Origin of the sequence: Citrobacter sp. Cpo071 (genome assembly GCF_030332765.1) — a bacterium.
Taxonomy (GTDB): Bacteria; Pseudomonadota; Gammaproteobacteria; order Enterobacterales; family Enterobacteriaceae; genus Citrobacter; species Citrobacter portucalensis.
In genome coordinates this window covers 543,915-562,921 of sequence record NZ_JAOWHE010000085.1, presented here as the reverse complement: position 1 = coordinate 562,921, position 19,007 = coordinate 543,915, and the positions used below count along the sequence as shown (strand labels likewise).

Below are 19,007 nucleotides of genomic sequence, written 5' to 3'. Positions count from 1 at the left end.
GATTGTTTGCATGACCCATTTTTCACAACGAGACAACTTTTCTACTGCAGCGCGTGTGCTCGGCGCGCTGTTTTATTATGCCCCAGACAGTGCGGAAGCTTCGGCACTGGTCAGTGCATTAAGAACCGATGGCTGGCAGGCGCAGTGGCCGCTTGAAAAGACAACGCTTTCGCCGTTAGTCGATCAGTTTCAGGCTGATGCCGATGAGTCTCTCCCGCAGGCCTGGCAACGTCTGTTTGTTGGGCCTTATGCGCTCCCTTCTCCGCCATGGGGATCCGTCTGGCTGGATCGTGAAAACGTGTTGTTTGGCGACTCCACGCTGGCATTACGCCAGTGGATGCGGGACAACGGCATCCAGTTTGCCATGCAGCAAAATGAGCCAGAAGATCACTTTGGTTCGCTGCTGTTGCTGACGGCCTGGCTTGCCGAGAACGAACGCCACACCGAGTGCGAGCAACTGCTGGCCTGGCATCTGTTCCCATGGTCATCACGCTTTCTTAATGTGTTTATCGAAAAAGCCGATCACCCGTTCTACCAGGCGCTTGGTGAGCTGGCGCGCCTGACGCTGGCACAGTGGCAATCACAGTTACTGATCCCGGTAGCCGATAAGCCTTTGTTCCGTTAATTTCGTCACAGGCAGGAATTGTCCTGCCTGTGGTGCATCCTGTTGCGCACGCTGAGCTTTTGCTTCTGTTGCCTAATAGCCGCAAAATAGAGCGTCTGAATTTTCCAGTCTGGCCACTCATGCATCATTTACATGCTTACCCTGACCTGCGTGCCATGTTCCGCCGCCTGCTGATCGCCGCGTTGATTGGCGTCCTTGCTGCGCTGGCCGTCGCAGGATTTCGTCATGCCATGCTGCTTCTCGAATGGTTGTTTCTGAGCAACAACACGGGAAGTCTGGTCAACGCAGCGACAAACCTTTCGCCTTTAAGGCGTATGCTGACACCTGCACTCGGCGGTCTGGCGGCTGGATTACTACTGTGGGGCTGGCAAAAATTTAACCGTTTACGTCCGCAGGCTCCCACTGATTATATGGAAGCCCTGCAAACCGACGGACAATTTGACGTCAGTGCAAGCCTGGTGAAATCGCTGGCATCGTTACTGGTCGTCGCCAGCGGGAGCGCCATCGGACGTGAAGGTGCCATGATTTTACTGGCGGCGCTGGCGGCCTCCTGCTTTGCTCAACGCTTTACCCCGCGTACAGAATGGAAGTTATGGATTGCCTGCGGCGCCGCTGCAGGTATGGCTGGAGCCTATCATGCCCCGCTAGCGGGCAGTTTATTTATTGCCGAAGTATTGTTTGGCACGCTGATCCTCGCCTCACTGGGGCCGGTAGTGGTGTCCGCCGTAGTCGCATTACTCACCACCAATCTGCTTAGCGGCAGCAATGCGCTGCTGTATACCGTGCACCTGTCGCGGGAATTACATGCTCTGGAATACGTTATGATTGTCAGCACCGGTCTGGCTGCTGGCATCTGCGGACCGCTCTTCATGTGGTTGATGACCGCCAGCCATAATGTATTTTTGCGCTTAAAACTCTCGCCACCGTGGCAACTGGCGCTTGGCGGGTTGATCGTTGGCCTGCTTTCATTGCTCACGCCTACGGTCTGGGGTAATGGCTACAGCGTGGTGCAGTCATATTTACTTTCACCACCGCTGCTGGCCGTGGTTAGCGGGATTTTTATCTGCAAATTACTGGCGGTGCTTGCCAGCAGTGGATCCGGTGCTCCGGGTGGCGTGTTTACGCCAACGCTGTTTGTCGGCTTGTCGGTGGGCATGTTGCTGGGTCAGGTATGGGGATTATGGCTTCCGGGCTCGGATGAAATTGCCATTTTGCTGGGATTAACGGGGATGGCCACGCTGCTGGCGGCTACCACGCATGCACCAATAATGTCGACGTTGATGGTTTGTGAAATGACCGGGGAGTATCGCCTGCTCCCCGGATTACTGATCGCCTGTGTCCTGGCGTCGGTACTGTCGCGTACGTTACGCCACGACTCTATCTACCGACAGCACGCTGCCGAGCATTGAAAGGCGGATGTACTGCGACAACTCACGTTGCTCTGCACGAGGCAGATAAGGCAGTTCACCGATCAGCGGTGCAGGTAATTTTTTACCCAGCACATCAATGATTTCCGCATAATGCGCCAGCCCAGGGTTAATGCGATTCGCAACCCAGCCAATCAACGGCAGTCCGTCGCTGGCTATCGCCTGCGCGGTGAGGATCGCATGATTAATACAGCCTTCCTGGATACCCACTACCATCAGCACCGGCAGTTGTTCCTGCACCACCCACTCCGATAACGGACGCAGATCGTTCATCAAGCTCCGCCAGCCTCCGGTGCCTTCCACGACAACGTGATCGACTTTTTCGCTGAGGCTTGCGAGACCGTTGGATAACAGGGTGTAATTGACCGGACCACTATGCGCCACGCTACTTTCATCTTCGCTCAACGCAATTGGGTTAATCGCCTCATAAGGCAGCTCGATAGATGACACACTTTGCAGTACCAGTGCATCTTTGTTGCGCAGACCTTCGGGCGTCTCTTTGCTGCCTTTGGCTACAGGTTTGTAACCCGCAACGCTTTTACCCCCTGACGCTAACGCTTGTAGTAATGCGCGGGAAACCACGGTCTTCCCAACAGAAGTGTCTGTACCTGTAATAAAGAAACGCTTCAGCATCACTAACTCCACCGTTATGCTTTGAAAATATAAGTCAGGAAAATAAAACAGTGGAGAAAGTCTAAGGTATGACGACCAGGATCAGCTTGAGATAGCGCAATTTTTCGTACAACAGTTAAAAAATGTTAACCCTGTAATAGACGAATCAACAAAGAACCGTTATACATCGCGTCCTTCACGAGCGCCGCCCCCGCCATCGTCCCCTGATTGGTAAACTGGGTACTTTCAACGACTATATGCTGACTGTATGCCGGAAGCGCCTGCTGACGAATGCTGTCCGCAATGGTAGGGAACAAGATATCTGCCGCTTTACTGAGCGGAGAGCCAATCAATATCTTTTGCGGGTTGAACAAATTCACCATGATGGCAAGAATTCGACCGACGTGGGTCCCAACGCCGCTAATGATATCTTTCGCCAATAAATCACCCTGCATGGCCGCCAGACACAGCGCATCTACCGTTAACGGTTGTCCATGTAGGGAAGAACTCATTGACTGCTTCAGGCGCACCTGCGCCAATTCGAGCACGCTGTCGACGCTGGCGATTGTTTCCAGACAACCATGGTTGCCGCAATAGCAGCGTTTACCGTAGGGATCGACCTGCGTATGACCAATCTCCACCAGGCTACTGCTGCCTGCATGCAGCAAATGGCCGTCAGTGATCACCCCTGCACCCACGTTATGATCGATCACCACCTGAATGACGTCGCGCGCACCGCGCGATGCGCCAAAAAGCGCCTCGGCCATCGTCCAGGCGCTGATATCGTGCTGAATATACACCGGCACGCCGGTATGGTTCTCAAGCGCTTCGCCCAACGGCATCTCTTTGACATCTTCGTAAAATGGCATGCGATGAACGATACCGTTTTCAGTATCGATAATACCGGGTAAGGTGATGGCGATGGAGGTTAAGCGCTCCAGCTTTTGCTGGTGGCGGATGAAAAACTGATCGACCTGGGTTATCACGCGATCCAGCAACGGTGTTTCGCTGACCAGCGCCATTTCAAGACAATCTTCAACCACCAGCTTGCTGCTCAGATCGCGTAGCGCCAGAAAAATCTCGCCACGACTGATACGAATGGATAAGTAGTGCCAGGCCTCCGTTTCGACAACCAGCCCAACGGCCGGACGTCCACGGCTACCCGCTTCCTTGATTTCCAGCTCTTGCACCAGATGCGCTTCGAGCATTTCGCGGACAATTTTGGTAATGCTGGCAGGCGCCAATTGTGCCAGGCGGGAGAGATCAATACGCGATACCGGACCCAGCTGATCAATCAGGCGATAAACCGCACCCGCATTGGTCTGCTTAATTTGATCGATATGCCCAGGCTGACTATCAGCAACCACCACTTACTCCCTTTATTTTCGCGCTCCGAAATAATCTGCGGGCTATGGTGAAGCACTTCAATGGCTTCCGTCAACTTTTTACTTAGCCTTGTGATTTACTGCACATTTTCGCCCATTTTTAAACTAAATTAACCGCTCTGAACGGCCGCCAGAAGCTGCTCGCGAAAGCGTTGCGCGGCGTGACTTTGCTCATGATGCTTTGGCCACACTAACCACATTTCCGAGACAGCATCTTCTTCCGCTATCGGGATCCAACACATTTCATACAGCTGCACCCGTTTAAAAGAAGCAGGAAGTATAGAAACCCCTAATCCTGCGGCCACCAGCCCAATGATAGTCATCGCCTCGCCAACCTCCTGCGCAATCGTCGGCTTCAGTCCATAGCGACGCATCAGGCCCAGAATATCGTCATACAACCCTGTCCCCACATGGGGGTCAAAAAAGACAAATGGCTCATTCGCCAGTTCGGCCAACGTGACCACGGGTTTTTGCGCCAACGGATGCGCACGTGGGATCATTGCCATCAGTGGTTCATGCAGAATGATTTCACGCTCCAGCGTTTCCGGAAGCTGCGTATTGCGCAGAAGCCCCAAATCCAGCGTTCCTTCATTGAGCGGAGCAATTTGCTCACGCGTGTTCATTTCGCGGGTTTGCATATGCACTGCCGGGTAGCTTTGGCGAAACAGAGATAACGTATCTGAAACCGCTTTGATAAACGGCGCGGACGACGTAAAGCCGATACGCAATTCCCCTGCTTCTCCCAGATGCAAACGCTCAGCCCTGGCGGCGGCTTCATTAACCAGCCCGAGGATCTGCCGACTGTCCGCCAGAAACTGCTTTCCGGCAGAGGTCAGCGCCACGCTACGGTTAGTTCGGGCAAGTAACCGGGCGCCGACCTGCTGTTCAAGGATCTGGATCTGCTGACTTAGCGGCGGTTGCGAAATGTTTAACCGCGCCGCCGCCCGACCAAAATGCAACTCTTCGGCAACGGCCACAAAGTAACGTAAATGACGCAGTTCGATATTCATATTTTTAAAATATCATTTGAGATTATTAATATATTAGACAGAATATTGTGATTTTCATACTCTTAAGGCTGGTCCTGTAGACGTAATTGAATGAGCAAGGATTTCAAGTGAGCCGTACAACAACTGTCGATACCGCGCCAACAAGCGATGTTGATGAACAGATAGTTACCCCGCCGGATGGATTTATCAAACGCGGAACATCCCCATTTATGCGCGTCACGCTGGCGCTGTTTTCCGCCGGACTGGCGACTTTTGCCCTCCTCTATTGCGTACAACCCATACTGCCAGTGCTCTCGCACGAGTTTGGGGTCTCTCCCGCAAGCAGCAGTATCTCGCTTTCCATCTCGACGGCGATGCTGGCGATAGGGTTACTGTTTACCGGCCCACTTTCAGATGCTATTGGCCGCAAGCCGGTGATGGTTACCGCGCTGCTGCTCGCCTCTTGTTGTACGCTGCTTTCAACAATGATGACCAGCTGGCACGGTATTTTAATCATGCGTGCTCTAATAGGACTTTCACTGAGCGGCGTCGCGGCGGTAGGGATGACCTATCTGAGTGAAGAAATTCATCCCAGTTTCGTCGCCTTCTCAATGGGCCTGTATATCAGCGGTAACTCAATTGGCGGAATGAGTGGTCGCTTGATCAGCGGCGTGTTTACCGACTTTTTTAACTGGCGTATCGCGCTGGCGGCGATCGGCTGTTTTGCCCTTGCCTCTGCGCTGATGTTCTGGAAAATCTTACCGGAATCCCGTCATTTCAGACCCACATCGCTGCGCCCGAAAACGTTGTTTATCAACTTCCGTTTGCACTGGCGCGACAAAGGTTTGCCGCTGCTGTTTGCGGAAGGTTTTTTGTTGATGGGGTCGTTTGTCACGCTGTTTAATTACATCGGCTACCGCCTGATGCTCTCCCCGTGGGAGCTCAGCCAGGCGGTTGTAGGTTTGTTATCTGTGGCGTATCTGACCGGGACATGGAGTTCGCCAAAGGCGGGTTCTATGACCGCTCGTTATGGCCGTGGCCCGGTAATGCTCTTTTCAACAGGCGTGATGCTGGTTGGACTTTTGATGACCCTGTTCACATCGCTATGGCTGATCTTCGCCGGGATGCTGCTCTTTTCAGCCGGTTTTTTTGCCGCGCACTCCGTAGCAAGCAGCTGGATTGGACCACGGGCAAAACGCGCTAAAGGCCAGGCTTCTTCCCTGTATCTGTTCAGCTATTATCTGGGTTCCAGCATTGCCGGTACGCTGGGCGGTGTGTTCTGGCACAGCTACGGCTGGAACGGCGTGGGTGGATTTATCGCCCTGATGCTGGTGCTGGCGTTGCTGGTCGGTGCACGTTTGCACCATCGTCTGCACGTATAATCCCCGATGCCCGGATTCCGGGCATCACCTTTATGAATCAGGCAGTAACGTCTGGGCTCCCATTTGCAGAGCAATAACCGTCCCGTTCATCACTATATGCAGCATAATTGGCATCAACAGACCGTTGCTTTTCAGTCTGGCCAGGATCAACACCTGCGACACAAGAAACAACATCAGCAACGTGCGTAGATCCACATACTGCGTATGCATGATGGCAAAAATGACCGATACCACCACTGACGACAGCCAGGTTTTATTATTGAACCAGTACTGGAACGCGTTGAATAAACAGCCTCTGAAAACAATTTCTTCATAAACTGGCGCGATAAATATCAGGGTCAACGTAGATAACCACAACGCATAACTACTTAAGGATATTTGGCTGGTCACCCACGCTTCAGTTTGTCTAAGCCCCAAAATCAATGGCAGGATAAGCTGAATAAACAGCAGCGCCGCGAACAAAATGGCAAACCACCTGGCGTTGAAAATGCCTTTGCCCAGCCCCTCTCTTTTTCTAAAGAAGAAATAATACAGCGGAACCAGCACAACAAATTCCAGCGCAAACAGCAGCGGAAAAAGTAACCCTTTGGCAAGCAGGTCCTGACTCGCGGGGAAAAACAACGGGGTAAACGTGAGGCCAAACATCAGTAAAAACATTGAAAAGCAGCCAGCAACTGCTTTGGTCCTGGCGATATACAGGTTGTCGGCATCCTGTGACATACAATCTCCTTGCGCTCATCGAAGATAAGCTGATGAATTATCGATATATGATAAAAATTCTCATTATCACTGACAACCTACCAACTTTTACGCAATGCCCATGTGGACAATGCCAAAACCCTATTTACTCTGAAACATCACCGTCAACTACTCAGGGGAGAATCCGCCAGCGGCAACGAAAAACGGAAGCAGGCCCCTGCCGTTGAGCTAACCAGGCTGATATCCCCTCCATGCAGTTCGAGCATTCTACGCACGATCAGTAAGCCCAGGCCGCCGCGCTCGGCCCGCTGCTCACGGGGAATTAACGCGGTCGGGCGCTGAAACAATACTTCTCGCACAGCGTCTTCTACCCCTGGCCCACTGTCCTGCACTTCGGCGAATAAACGGTCTTCATCACGCCAGACTTTTAGCCACACTTCGCCTCCGTCAGGCGTATGACGGATAGCGTTATCCAGCAAATTCGTCACGACTCTTTCTATCATCGATAAATCGGCATTCACCAGCGGTAACGGCCCCGTTACGTCAAGGTGCAACTGCAAATGACGCGTGGCAACAGGGAGATCAAATTTCTGTGCCACATCCTGGATCAATTCACCAATAGCAAAACGTTCACGCTGCGGTTTTATACCGCCATGCTCCAGCCTTGCCAGCTCAAACAGCTGTTGTGACAGATGGCGAACTTTATGCCCCTGGCGCAGCGCGATGCTAAGATAATGCCGGTTTTCCTCCGGCGTCATCGTATCGGCTTTCAGCGACAGCATTTCCAGATATCCCAACAGTGAAGTCAACGGCGTGCGTAAATCGTGCGAAATATTGGCAATAAACTCTCTGCGCTGACGATCGCTGTCTGCTAATAAATCCCACTGCTGGGCAATTTTCTGCGCTAACTCGATAAACGCATTGTTCAGCAGCGCTATTTCATTCTCCGGTACCGGTTCGGGATTTTTTTGTGCCAATTGCTTGATGACGGTAATACTGTCCTTCTCCAGTTTTACCACCTGTCCGGTTAGCCTTTTCACTGGATTCGTCACCCATCGCCACACCAGAAAACCTGCAATTCCACCGGCGAATAAAACCAGTATTAACGTCCAGGCCACGGTATTCCAGAGCGTTTTTTGCCAGGCGGTATTCGCCAGCATATTCAGATCTTCGCCCTGCAGAATAATGTACAAATAGCCATGTAGCTCACCGTTATATAAAACCGGCGCGGCGCTGAATACCTTTTGCTGGCTGCTACGCGGATCGTTGCCATAGACGGGCAACGCATCTGAATTAAGGAAATCCTGTATCGGCTGTACGCTAATTTTCTGCCGATGGATATGCCCCGGCGGTGCGGCATCAGCAAGTATGTCACCTGACGGTGAAATCAGATACAGCTCCACGCTGGGGTTAAGCGTCATCAGGTGATTAAACAATCCTTTTAAGGTCTGGCGATTAACCTGCCCGCTGGTATCAATAAGCGACTCACTTTTGACAATCTTGCTCGCCAGCTCCAGCGAGAGCCTTTGCACCATGGCGTCGCCATACTGTTTACTGCTGCGGATCTGGACAACACTGACGGTAACCGCACAAATCAGCATAATGGCGGTAAAGACGAGGGTCAGACGCTGGCTCAGCGACAGGCGATAAATCATGGCTGATGCTCCGCGTTAACCGCAGCAAGCTTATAGCCTCGTCCCCAAACCGTGAGAATAATTTCCGGCTCGGCAGCATCCTTTTCAATTTTGGTCCGCAGGCGATTAATATGACTGTTCACCGTATGCTCATAACCTTCATGCTGGTAGCCCCACACCTGATCTAACAGCGCCTGACGCGAAAAGACCTCGCCTGGATGACGGGCGAAAAAATAGAGCAGATCGAATTCGCGCGGCGTTAAATCGAGGGATTTACCATGCAGCCGGACTTCCCGGGCTAATGGGTCAATCTCTACGCCATGAACGGTGATAATCCCCGCCTCCATACGTAGGTTCTGACTCATCGCTTCCTGACGACGAAACAATGCCTTTACCCGGGCCATCAACTCCAGCACCGAGAAAGGTTTGGCCAGATAATCATCGGCACCCATCTCCAGCCCCAATACACGGTGCGTTTCGCTGGTGCGGGCGCTGATGATAATGACGGGCAAATAAAAACTCATTTGGCGAATGCGACGACAGATCTCCAGCCCGTCGACACCCGGCAGCATCAGATCGAGGATAACGGCATCCCAGACGTGTTTCTCCAGTTGTTCAAGCGCACGAGCTCCGTCTGCCTCATGAACAATCTCGTAACCCTCATCCTTCAGGCTAAGCTGCAAAAGTGAGGCAATATCGCTGTCATCTTCAACCAAAAATATCTTTTTCGCGCCTGCCATCAGTGTCATCCCCCTCTCGTCGTGCTGAAAGCTTACCTCAGGCAAGGGGCGGAAGTTATCACAAAATTTTTAACTTTTCGTGAGGATCCAGGGATACGCATGCGAGCAGTATGTCGTTACAGACACGTCAGACATCAACAGGGAAACGTCGCTTTGTTTTCCTTAACATGAAAATAAGAAGGAAAAGTCATGCTAAAAAAACGTCCACTTCGGGAAGCAGATGTTACAGCCGAGTCAGTATTTTTTATGCAACGACGACAGATCCTCAAAGCTCTAGGGATAGGTGCGGCTGCGGCCACGCTGTCCTCCCCTACACAGGCTAATTTGCTGGATTGGTTTAAAGGCAACGATCGTCCACCCGCACCCGCAGGCAAAGCGCTTGAGTTCACAAAGCCCGAACGCTGGCAAAACAGCCTGTCACTGACGCCAGAAGACAAGGTGACGGGCTACAACAATTTCTACGAATTTGGTCTGGATAAAGCCGATCCTGCCGCCAATGCCGGTAGCCTGAAAACCGATCCCTGGACGTTAACCATCAGCGGTGAGGTCAACAAACCTTTAACCTTGGATCATGATGCGCTGACCACACGCTTTCCATTAGAAGAACGTATTTATCGGATGCGTTGCGTTGAGGCCTGGTCGATGGTTGTGCCGTGGGTGGGTTTTCCGTTGCATAAATTACTGGCGCTGGTTGAGCCAACTAGTCACGCCAGATACGTCGCTTTTGAAACACGCTACGCCCCTGATGAAATGCCGGGTCAGAAAGACCGCTTTATTGGCGGTGGGTTGAAATATCCCTATGTCGAAGGTCTTCGTTTGGATGAGGCTATGCACCCGCTCACACTTCTCACCGTAGGCGTATATGGCAAAGCATTGCCGCCGCAAAACGGGGCGCCGATACGCCTGACCGTACCCTGGAAATACGGCTTCAAGGGCATTAAATCGATAGTCAGTATCAAGCTGACGCGTGAACAGCCACCGACGACCTGGAATATGTCAGCACCGAATGAATACGGATTTTACGCCAACGTAAATCCGCAGGTGGATCACCCTCGCTGGTCTCAGGCTACTGAGCGTTTTATCGGTTCGGGTGGCATTCTCGATGTACAGCGACAGCCCACGTTACCTTTTAATGGTTATGCCGATGAGGTGGCATCGTTATATCAGGGCATGGATCTTCGGGAGTATTTTTAAGTGAGGTTGACTGCAAAACAGATAACCGGTCTGAAAGTGCTGCTGCATCTCGCCGGTTTTATACCCCTGCTATGGCTCTTCTGGGCCGCGCAGCATGGCGGGTTGGGTGCCGACCCGGGAAAAGATATCCAGCACTTTACGGGCATTACCGCGCTGAAGTTTTTGCTGGCTACCCTGCTGGTATCGCCGCTTGCGCGCTATGCAAAGCAGCCTTTGTTGTTTCGTACCCGGCGGTTGTTAGGTTTATGGTGCTTTGCCTGGGCCACACTGCATATAACCAGCTATGCTCTGCTGGAACTGGGTATACAAAACCTGGGATTGTTGGGTCGTGAACTGGTTTCACGCCCATGGCTAATGCTGGGTATGGCCGGTTGGATTATCTTATTCCTGTTGGCGTTGACCTCGACACAAGCCGCTCAGCGTAAAATGGGCAAACGCTGGCAAACATTGCACAACTACGTCTACCTGGCCGCCATTTTGCTACCGCTGCATTATCTGTGGTCGGTAAAAGTGTTATCACCGCTCCCTATTATCTACGCCATCTGTTTTGTGGTTCTGCTGGCTTTTCGCTATAAAAAGCTGTTGCGGAAAACCGGGTACAAAGGTGTGTTTATGAAAAGTGAGTGAATCACGGTAAACTTCTTAACCACACCTAAACAGAACGAGAACAAAAAATGAGTAACAATGATAATTACCATCAGCTCACCCGCACGTTCCAGCGGCTCTCTCGCTTCTCCCACCTCTCGGCAATCGCCAGTTGGGATATGTTTACCATGATGCCGCCAGGAGGCAGTAAAGCCCGAGGCGAAGCGCTGGCCGAGCTGAGTGTGCTTGAGCACCAACTGTTAACCGATCCGAAAGTGGCAATGTGGATCGCCGCAGCGCAACAGGAAGATCTCAACGATGTAGAACAGGCGAACCTGCGCGAAATGTCGCGATTGCATCACCAGGCATCCTTGTTGCCCGAATCGTTGGTAGAAGCAAAATCTCTTGCGGGAAGCCGCTGTGAGCATGCCTGGCGTAGCCAGCGACCAGCTAATGACTGGGAAGGATTTTCCGATAACCTGAAAGAAGTTGTGAAGTACAGCCGCGAAGAAGCCCTACTGCGCGCAGAAGCTAAAGGTTGTTCGCCGTATGACGCGCTACTGGACATCTTTGAACCAGGAATGACCAGCGCTCAGTTGGATGTCCTTTTCGCAGACGTTAAAAGCTGGCTGCCCGATCTGCTAAACAAGGTGGTGGCAAAGCAGTCTCAGCAATCGCTCATCGCCCCGGTAGGTCCCTTCCCAACAGCTGTACAGCGAGAGCTGGGTCTTGAAACAATGGCACAGCTAGGTTTCGACTTTACCGCTGGTCGGCTGGATATCAGTGCACATCCTTTCTGTGGCGGCGTACCAGAAGATGTTCGCATTACCACCCGCTATGATGAAAACGAATTACTCAGCGCGCTGTTTGGCGTGATCCATGAAACCGGTCATGCGCGCTATGAGCAAAACCTGCCACGCAGCTGGTCTGGCCAACCTATTGCTCTGGCACGCTCAACCGCCATTCATGAGTCCCAGAGTCTGTTCTTTGAGATGCAACTGGGACGCAGTAAAGCCTTTCTGATGCGGTTGATTCCGGCTGTAACGCGCCACTTTGGCGATCAGGCAGCGTTTGAAGAAAGCAATTTCATCGCCTGGAACCAGCAGGTCAAACCCGGGTTTATCCGTGTTGATGCCGACGAGGTAAGCTATCCCGCTCACGTGATCCTGCGTTATGAAATCGAACGTGCGCTTATTAATGGCGATATTGAAGTGGATGATATCCCGGCATTGTGGAACGAGAAAATGCAGGCCTGGCTGGGGCTGTCAACGATCGGAAACTACCGTAACGGTTGTATGCAGGATATTCACTGGACTGACGGCGGCTTTGGCTACTTCCCTTCCTATACCTTAGGCGCCATGTATGCAGCGCAGTTGTTCAGTGCCGCTAACCGCGCATTGCCTGATTTGAATCAGTCTATTGCCCAAGGTGAGTTTGGTGCCCTGTTTGACTGGTTACGTCAGAACATCTGGCAGCATGGCAGCCGCTTTACTACTGAACAGCTTATTACCCAGGCGACCGGAGAGCCGCTCAGCAGCCGTTATTTCCGTTCTCATCTGGAAGCCCGCTATTTGTAATCTCATACCGTGAGTCATTGTACATATCGTTACACGCCGAAACCAATGACTCACGGAAGCCCTGTGTTTACAGCGATATAGTTATTTCAACGGCCCCGCAGTGGGGTTGAATGAAAAACCAAATCGAGGGTATGAGAATGAAAAAAGTATTAGCTCTGGTTGTTGCCGCTGCTATGGGTCTGTCTTCTGCTGCTTTTGCTGCTGAAACAACTGCTACTACCGCTCCGACTGCTGCTGCAACCACCAAAGCAGCGCCGGCAAAAACCACGCATCACAAAAAACATCACGCTAAAAAATCCACCGCTAAACCAGCGGCAGAACAGAAAGCGCAAGCTGCCAAAAAACACACCAAAAAAGCAGCGACCAAACCGGCTGTAGAACAAAAAGCGCCAGAGCAGAAAGCTCAGGCTGCTAAAAAACACACCAAAAAAGCAGCAACCAAGCCAGCAGCAGAACAAAAAGCACCAGAGCAGAAAGCTCAGGCCGCTAAAAAACACACCAAAAAAGCCGTAAAACACGACACCGCTAAACCAGCAGCTCAACCTGCAGCATAACGCATTTGTAGTCACTATGGCGTCCCCCACGCCAAAGCATACGGCGCTAGATCAACCTGATGTAGCGCCGCCTTTCGGAGGGTAAAATGGTGTCACATTACCGCTTTGAGTTCATTCTTATTACTCTGATAATTTGCGCCCTTATTGCCATGCATTTTTATCTTTCCTGAGTGTAGTTATCTGATTTTACTCCCACTTTCTCGCCGTCCCGTCTATAGTATTAACTGAGGGTTTGCTGTTTATAATCATAATTCCCCACCAGAGTGTGATATGCATAAAACCATTGCTGTATTACTGGGCTCAATTTGTTTTTTTCCTGTTGTTGCGCATGCGGATCAGCCAGCAACGACCACCGCTGAAGCAGAAAGCATAAAAACGCTGTTTTTTGGTCATGACGATCGCACGAAAGTAACGGACCCAACGCAATCACCGTGGGACGCTATCGGACAACTGGAAACCGCCAGTGGTAATCTGTGTACCGCCACGCTCATTTCACCGCATCTGGCCCTGACTGCCGGACACTGCTTGCTCGCTCCACCGAAAGGCAAACCGGATAAAGCCGTCGCGTTACGCTTTGTGTCGAAAAAGGGTGTCTGGCGCTATGAAATCCATGGAATCGAAGGACGGGTTGATCCCTCACTAGGTAAGCGTTTGAAAGCCGATGGCGATGGCTGGATCGTGCCGCCATCAGCAGCCCCGTGGGATTTTGGTCTGGTGGTGCTGCGTTACCCGCCTTCCGGAATCACGCCCCTACCATTATTTGAAGGTGATAAAGCGGCGTTAACCGCGGCGTTGAAAACCGCCGATCGCAAAGTCACACAGTCGGGCTATCCGGAAGATCATCTGGACGATTTGTACACCCATCAGGATTGCGTGGTGACCGGCTGGGCGCAGAATACCGTCTTGTCGCACCAGTGCGACACGCTCCCGGGCGACAGCGGTTCACCGTTGATGCTGAAGACAGATTCAGGCTGGCAGTTGATTGGCGTACAAAGCTCCGCTCCGGCGGCGAAAGATCGCTGGCGAGCCGATAATCGCGCCATATCCGTGACCGGTTTTCGCGATAAGCTGGAAGAGTTGGCGCAGGAGTAACATATGCTGCCCGCATTAACGGGCAGCACGGATATCAGGCAAGTTTAATCATCACCATTCCGGCCAGCAGCAGCGCCACGCCGATCCAGCCTTTATTATTCAGGCGCTGACCAAACAACACCCAACCAGCCGCTAACGTCGCGGCAATCCCAAACCCGCCCCACAAAGCGTAGGCAACAGAAAGGTCAATACCTTTTACCGCCTGCGACAGCGCGCTAAAGGCCGCTAACACGGCAGCCAGCGACAGCACGCCATAAACCTTGCGGCGAAATCCATCAGAAAATTTCAAAAAGACGTTAGCGACTATTTCCAGCACGATGGCCATGCCAAGCCAGGCACCATGAACCCACTCAAACTGCTGCATGGGTCACCTCTTTGCTCGTTTTGGCAGGTTTTCGAGTACCAGACTTGATCAGCACAATGCCTAATACCAGCGAGACCAGTCCAGCCACTTTCATCGTGGACAAGGTTTCGTCAAATAACAACACACTAAACAGCGTAATAAATAAAATACCGATACCTTCCCACAAGGCATAGGCCACACCAAGGGCAATTTTTTTAACAGCGAAACTAAGAAAAATATATGATAAGGCGATCATTACCAGCATTAAAATAAAGCCTGAATTACCATGGCCAACGCTTGCCCATTTCATTGACAGCGTACCAGTAATTTCAGCCGCGATGGCCAGACCTAATAATATCCAGTAAAACATGATGCTTCTCCTGCTTGAGAATATAGTCCTTTAGGCCTACTGCATGCAGTAAACCAAAAAATAAAATTAGTTAGCTCAGCGCACAGCGCCAGCTCAGGCAGAAGAAGGGACTAAAGCGCGTTGCGCCAGTGTTGCTCACCCGCAAGCAAGAAAGTGGAGGAGGTACGAAGAAGTGTAGGTAAACGCAAAAACATCCTGAACATATTGTCCATAATATTACAATTATCCGCAGTGTTGCTTCTCATCATCGCGGATGATAATTGTCCTCGGTAGTTAAACACAGATGATTTGTATCATAGCTTCAAGACGAACTCAAAGTCTTTTCACTTCTTTACCTGCCCCGTTTGATTTTTGTTATAACGGCTCGACGCAAATCACATTATTATGCAGATTCAAAAATGAAAAATGCGGGAATACACATGGCGAAACCGATCATCACGCTTAACGGTCTAAAAATAGTCATTATGCTGGGCATGCTGGTTATCATCCTGAGCGGTATTCGCTTTGCCGCAGATATCATCGTCCCCTTTATTCTGGCGTTATTTATAGCCGTTGTGCTCAATCCCGTGGTGCAGCGGATGGTCAAGCTTCGCATACCGCGCGTAATTGCGGTGTCATTGCTTATCGTTATTATTGTAATGTTAATGGTGCTGCTGTTGGCGTATTTAGGTACATCCTTAAATGAACTTGCGCGAACGCTACCGCAATATCGCTCTTCACTGGTTATCCCACTGAAAAATCTTGAACCATGGTTACAACGCGCAGGGATCGGCGTTTCCGTGGACGAGCTCGTCAAATATATCGATCCGAACGCGGCAATGACGCTGGTGACCAATTTACTGGCGCAGCTTTCAAATGCTATGTCATCGATATTTTTACTGCTACTGACGGTAGTTTTTATGCTGCTGGAAGTACCGCAACTGCCCAACAAACTCAAACAAATGATGAGTCGCCCCATTGAAGGTATGGCGGCGATTCAACGCGCCATCGACAGCGTCTCCCACTATCTGGTGCTTAAAACGGCAATCAGCATTGTGACCGGGTTGGTCGCCTGGGGCATGCTTGCTGCATTGGATGTGCGCTTTGCCTTTGTCTGGGGGTTACTGGCCTTCGCCCTGAACTACATCCCTAATATCGGTTCTGTATTGGCGGCCATTCCCCCTATCGCTCAGGTGCTGGCATTCAGCGGTCTTTATGATGCGCTGGTGGTTCTGGCAGGCTATCTGGTCATCAACCTGGTATTCGGGAATATCCTCGAGCCGCGGATCATGGGCCGCGGGCTGGGGCTGTCTACGCTGGTGGTATTTCTGTCGTTAATCTTCTGGGGCTGGTTGCTCGGTCCCGTGGGGATGCTGCTTTCTGTGCCGCTGACCATCATCGTGAAAATCGCTCTTGAGCAAACCAATGGCGGTCAAAGCATTGCCGTGCTGCTTAGCGATCTGAACAAAGAATGAGTTTTCGCCCCGCCATTACGGGGCATTTCCTTTATCCTTTCACGCGGAAAGCCAAAACGGCGCTTAACAGCGTAAATAGCGCTATTATCCACGCCATGGTCCAGGGCGTGCCATCACTGAAGGCGGCCAGCAGCAACGATGAGATAATACCGCTGCCATATTGCAACGCGCCAATCAGCGCCGAAGCTGAACCCGCAATGTTCGGTACCGCGTCCAACGCCGCAGCAGTCGACGTCGCGGCAATAATGCCATTCATCGAGAACAGCAGAAAAATGGAAACGATAATGGCAACAATTCCGCCTGACTCCAGCTTAACCAGCAGTGCAAGCGCCACTGCGGCCAGCGCCGCCAGCATCGTCGCATATTTCAGCAGTTGTTCCAGAGCATGTCGTTGAACCAGACGACGGTTAACCACGCTCATCGCCATAACACCGATAATGTTTAGCGCAAACAACCAGCCGTAATGCTGTGGATCAACATGGTAATAGCTAATATAAACAAACGGTGACCCGGTAATAAACGCGTACGCACCGACGTAATAAAACGTCAGGCTCAGGGTATAGCGCATAAAACGCCCATTCGTTAACAACGAGCGGTAATTACGAAATGCGCCAGCCAAAGAGGCTTTCACCCGTTTATCTTCCGGCAATGTTTCGGGCAGCCAGTTTAGGGAGATAAACATCAGCGCACCAATCACTACCAGTAGCCAAAAAATAGAGTGCCAAGTGCTCAGGCGAATAATTTGCCCGCCAATCAACGGTCCGGCGATTGGCGCAATCGCCATAACCAACACCAGGGTCGAGAGCATTTGCGCCGCACGAGTACGTGCAAAGAGATCGCGGATCATCGCTCGCGCCAGCATAGGTCCGGTACAGGCTCCAAGCGCCTGAAATACCCGCCAGAAAACAATTTGCGTGATACTTGTAGACAGCGCACACCCTGCGGAACCAATGATAAATAGCACCATGCCGATAAACAGCGGCTTGCGCCGCCCCATATGATCGCTAATCGGCCCCCAAATCAACTGTGCGATAGTAAAACCAATTAAGAAACCAGTAATCGTCAGCTCAACATTGCCATGTAAATCCTCGGCCATCGTCGGCATTGCTGGAAGATAAATATCGGTAGAAAGCGATGTAAAGGCCATCAGGCCACTGAGGATCAGAATAAAAGTAAGACCGGTCTGGCTTGCGGTAGTTACCGGTGAGGCATGTTCACGTGTACGCATAGTGCCCTGTCATGTTCTAAAAAGTCAGGTCGCAGTATATAGACAACGTATTGCCGTGATTAGACGGTTAAAACCGCATGAGTTTATGAACTGAAATCATGAATGGTGAAATCATAGGCGTCATATTTTGTGACTGACTTCCAATAATTACCTTTCAGAAATGAATTCTACTCATAGGTCCATGCGAATTCCACAGACTAATCGTATCAACACAGATTTGCTAATCTGCAGCCAATGCAACGATGATGCTCAGGAGAACCCAATGAATACAACAGTTCTGAATAACGGAGTTGAGATGCCCCTGCTCGGATTTGGCGTTTATCAAATGACTGATGCCAGCGAATGTGAGCAAGCCGTACGGGATGCCATCGATACAGGATATCGCCTGATTGATACCGCAGCCTCCTACCAGAATGAAACTCAGGTCGGCAATGCACTTAAGCAAAGCGGAGTCCCCCGCGAGGCGCTTTTTGTGACTACCAAACTGTGGTTACAGGATACCAACTATGCAGGTGCAAAGGCGCAATTCGCACGTTCTCTGCAACGGCTTCAACTGGATTATATTGACCTTTATTTGATTCATCAGCCCTATGGCGATGTGCACGGTGCCTGGCGCGCGATGGAAGAATTATATGAAGAAGGGAAAATCCGCGCGATTGGCGTGAGTAACTTTCATCCGGATCGTCTGGCGGATTTAATCGCTTTCAACCGCATTATTCCAGCCGTTAACCAGATTGAGGTGAATCCTTTTCATCAGCAACCGCATGCCGTAGCCTGGATGCAGAGCCGGAATATTCAACCGCAAGCCTGGGCGCCGTTCGCTGAAGGACGCAATGACCTGTTTCAGAACCCGGTCTTAGCGGCTATTGGTGAAAAATATGGCAAAAGCGTTGGTCAAGTCGTGCTGCGTTGGATTTATCAACGTGGGATTATTTCGCTGGCGAAAACCGTGCGTAAAACGCGGATGGCCGAGAATATTCAGGTGCTGGACTTTGCCCTAACGGCGGAAGAGATGACGCAAATTGCCGCGATGGACAGCGGAACCAGCGCGTTCTTCTCGCATCGCGATCCGGCTCGTGTGGAATGGATCACCCAACGTAAACTGGATGTTTAAAAA

The 19,007-nt window shown here is 51.3% G+C and carries 21 protein-coding genes; 11 read left to right on the top strand and 10 right to left on the bottom strand.

Annotated elements, in window-relative coordinates; genetic code table 11:
* Positions 1 to 10: 10 nt before the first annotated feature.
* The gene (gene dmsD, locus OGY09_RS19880; RefSeq protein ID WP_032943388.1) at positions 11 to 625 is read left to right on the top strand and encodes a Tat proofreading chaperone DmsD; all 615 of its coding nucleotides are present in this window, start codon (positions 11 to 13) and stop codon (positions 623 to 625) included.
* Between the two features lie 119 nt (positions 626 to 744).
* Positions 745 to 2,034, top strand: coding sequence for a voltage-gated ClC-type chloride channel ClcB (clcB, locus tag OGY09_RS19875; protein WP_032944412.1), 1,290 nt, complete (start codon positions 745 to 747; stop codon positions 2,032 to 2,034).
* Here clcB and bioD read toward each other — a convergent pair.
* From bioD to ynfL, 3 genes are all read right to left on the bottom strand, one after another.
* Positions 1,990 to 2,685 (bottom strand): dethiobiotin synthase, encoded by a 696-nt coding sequence (gene bioD, locus OGY09_RS19870; RefSeq protein ID WP_020996409.1) that lies wholly within the window; start codon positions 2,683 to 2,685, stop codon positions 1,990 to 1,992. The two genes, clcB and bioD, sit on opposite strands and share 45 nt — an antisense overlap.
* Positions 2,686 to 2,810: 125 nt before the next feature.
* Complete coding sequence (gene mlc, locus OGY09_RS19865; protein WP_003832888.1) at positions 2,811 to 4,031, bottom strand: sugar metabolism global transcriptional regulator Mlc; 1,221 nt, start codon at positions 4,029 to 4,031, stop codon at positions 2,811 to 2,813.
* 128 nt (positions 4,032 to 4,159) lie between these two features.
* Entirely contained in the window at positions 4,160 to 5,059 is a 900-nt protein-coding gene (gene ynfL, locus OGY09_RS19860) for a multidrug efflux transcriptional activator YnfL/SxtR(Kp) (protein ID WP_032943386.1), read from the bottom strand.
* A 107-nt stretch (positions 5,060 to 5,166) separates the two neighbouring features.
* On the opposite strand from ynfL, the gene ynfM reads away from it, so the two are divergent.
* Positions 5,167 to 6,420, top strand: a complete 1,254-nt coding sequence (gene ynfM, locus OGY09_RS19855) for a multidrug efflux MFS transporter YnfM/SxtP(Kp) (RefSeq protein WP_032943384.1) — start codon at positions 5,167 to 5,169, stop codon at positions 6,418 to 6,420.
* 30 nt (positions 6,421 to 6,450) lie between these two features.
* On the opposite strand, the gene OGY09_RS19850 is transcribed toward ynfM, so the two are convergent.
* The 3 genes from OGY09_RS19850 to OGY09_RS19840 form a co-directional block, all read right to left on the bottom strand.
* The gene (locus OGY09_RS19850) at positions 6,451 to 7,140 is read right to left on the bottom strand and encodes a CPBP family intramembrane glutamic endopeptidase (protein ID WP_032943382.1); all 690 of its coding nucleotides are present in this window, start codon (positions 7,138 to 7,140) and stop codon (positions 6,451 to 6,453) included.
* Between the two features lie 143 nt (positions 7,141 to 7,283).
* Entirely contained in the window at positions 7,284 to 8,774 is a 1,491-nt protein-coding gene (locus OGY09_RS19845) for a sensor histidine kinase (RefSeq protein WP_032943380.1), read from the bottom strand.
* Entirely contained in the window at positions 8,771 to 9,493 is a 723-nt protein-coding gene (locus OGY09_RS19840) for a winged helix-turn-helix domain-containing protein (protein ID WP_008784719.1), read from the bottom strand. Before OGY09_RS19840 ends, OGY09_RS19845 begins: the two co-directional genes overlap by 4 nt.
* A gap of 189 nt (positions 9,494 to 9,682) precedes the next feature.
* Here OGY09_RS19840 and msrP point away from each other — a divergent pair, with 189 nt between their 5' ends.
* The 6 genes from msrP to OGY09_RS19815 all read left to right on the top strand — a co-directional run bounded on the left by msrP (position 9,683) and on the right by OGY09_RS19815 (position 14,495).
* The gene (gene msrP, locus OGY09_RS19835) at positions 9,683 to 10,687 is read left to right on the top strand and encodes a protein-methionine-sulfoxide reductase catalytic subunit MsrP (RefSeq protein WP_032943379.1); all 1,005 of its coding nucleotides are present in this window, start codon (positions 9,683 to 9,685) and stop codon (positions 10,685 to 10,687) included.
* Positions 10,688 to 11,314 carry a protein-methionine-sulfoxide reductase heme-binding subunit MsrQ gene (gene msrQ, locus OGY09_RS19830; RefSeq protein ID WP_032943378.1) on the top strand — a complete coding sequence of 209 codons (627 nt, stop codon included), beginning with the start codon at positions 10,688 to 10,690 and terminating at the stop codon, positions 11,312 to 11,314.
* 47 nt (positions 11,315 to 11,361) lie between these two features.
* Positions 11,362 to 12,849 (top strand): carboxypeptidase M32, encoded by a 1,488-nt coding sequence (locus OGY09_RS19825; protein WP_032943377.1) that lies wholly within the window; start codon positions 11,362 to 11,364, stop codon positions 12,847 to 12,849.
* 137 nt (positions 12,850 to 12,986) lie between these two features.
* Positions 12,987 to 13,403 (top strand): acid resistance repetitive basic protein Asr, encoded by a 417-nt coding sequence (gene asr / locus OGY09_RS19820; RefSeq protein WP_032943374.1) that lies wholly within the window; start codon positions 12,987 to 12,989, stop codon positions 13,401 to 13,403.
* 86 nt (positions 13,404 to 13,489) lie between these two features.
* The gene (gene ydgU, locus OGY09_RS25475) at positions 13,490 to 13,573 is read left to right on the top strand and encodes a small membrane protein YdgU (protein ID WP_049259791.1); all 84 of its coding nucleotides are present in this window, start codon (positions 13,490 to 13,492) and stop codon (positions 13,571 to 13,573) included.
* Between the two features lie 100 nt (positions 13,574 to 13,673).
* Positions 13,674 to 14,495, top strand: a complete 822-nt coding sequence (locus OGY09_RS19815; protein WP_008784714.1) for a trypsin-like serine peptidase — start codon at positions 13,674 to 13,676, stop codon at positions 14,493 to 14,495.
* Positions 14,496 to 14,529: 34 nt separating this feature from the next.
* On the opposite strand, the gene mdtI is transcribed toward OGY09_RS19815, so the two are convergent.
* The 3 genes from mdtI to OGY09_RS25470 all read right to left on the bottom strand — a co-directional run bounded on the left by mdtI (position 14,530) and on the right by OGY09_RS25470 (position 15,489).
* Positions 14,530 to 14,859 carry a multidrug/spermidine efflux SMR transporter subunit MdtI gene (mdtI, locus tag OGY09_RS19810; protein WP_008784713.1) on the bottom strand — a complete coding sequence of 110 codons (330 nt, stop codon included), beginning with the start codon at positions 14,857 to 14,859 and terminating at the stop codon, positions 14,530 to 14,532.
* Positions 14,846 to 15,211, bottom strand: coding sequence for a multidrug/spermidine efflux SMR transporter subunit MdtJ (gene mdtJ / locus OGY09_RS19805; RefSeq protein ID WP_162623449.1), 366 nt, complete (start codon positions 15,209 to 15,211; stop codon positions 14,846 to 14,848). Before mdtJ ends, mdtI begins: the two co-directional genes overlap by 14 nt.
* A 107-nt stretch (positions 15,212 to 15,318) precedes the next feature.
* Positions 15,319 to 15,489 carry a protein YdgV gene (locus tag OGY09_RS25470; RefSeq protein WP_087050578.1) on the bottom strand — a complete coding sequence of 57 codons (171 nt, stop codon included), beginning with the start codon at positions 15,487 to 15,489 and terminating at the stop codon, positions 15,319 to 15,321.
* A 138-nt stretch (positions 15,490 to 15,627) separates the two neighbouring features.
* Here OGY09_RS25470 and OGY09_RS19800 point away from each other — a divergent pair, with 138 nt between their 5' ends.
* The gene (locus OGY09_RS19800; RefSeq protein ID WP_003832866.1) at positions 15,628 to 16,662 is read left to right on the top strand and encodes an AI-2E family transporter; all 1,035 of its coding nucleotides are present in this window, start codon (positions 15,628 to 15,630) and stop codon (positions 16,660 to 16,662) included.
* Positions 16,663 to 16,693: 31 nt separating this feature from the next.
* On the opposite strand, the gene OGY09_RS19795 is transcribed toward OGY09_RS19800, so the two are convergent.
* Complete coding sequence (locus OGY09_RS19795; protein WP_008784710.1) at positions 16,694 to 17,890, bottom strand: multidrug effflux MFS transporter; 1,197 nt, start codon at positions 17,888 to 17,890, stop codon at positions 16,694 to 16,696.
* A gap of 262 nt (positions 17,891 to 18,152) precedes the next feature.
* On the opposite strand from OGY09_RS19795, the gene OGY09_RS19790 reads away from it, so the two are divergent.
* Complete coding sequence (locus OGY09_RS19790; RefSeq protein WP_032943372.1) at positions 18,153 to 19,004, top strand: aldo/keto reductase; 852 nt, start codon at positions 18,153 to 18,155, stop codon at positions 19,002 to 19,004.
* Positions 19,005 to 19,007 lie beyond the last annotated feature (3 nt).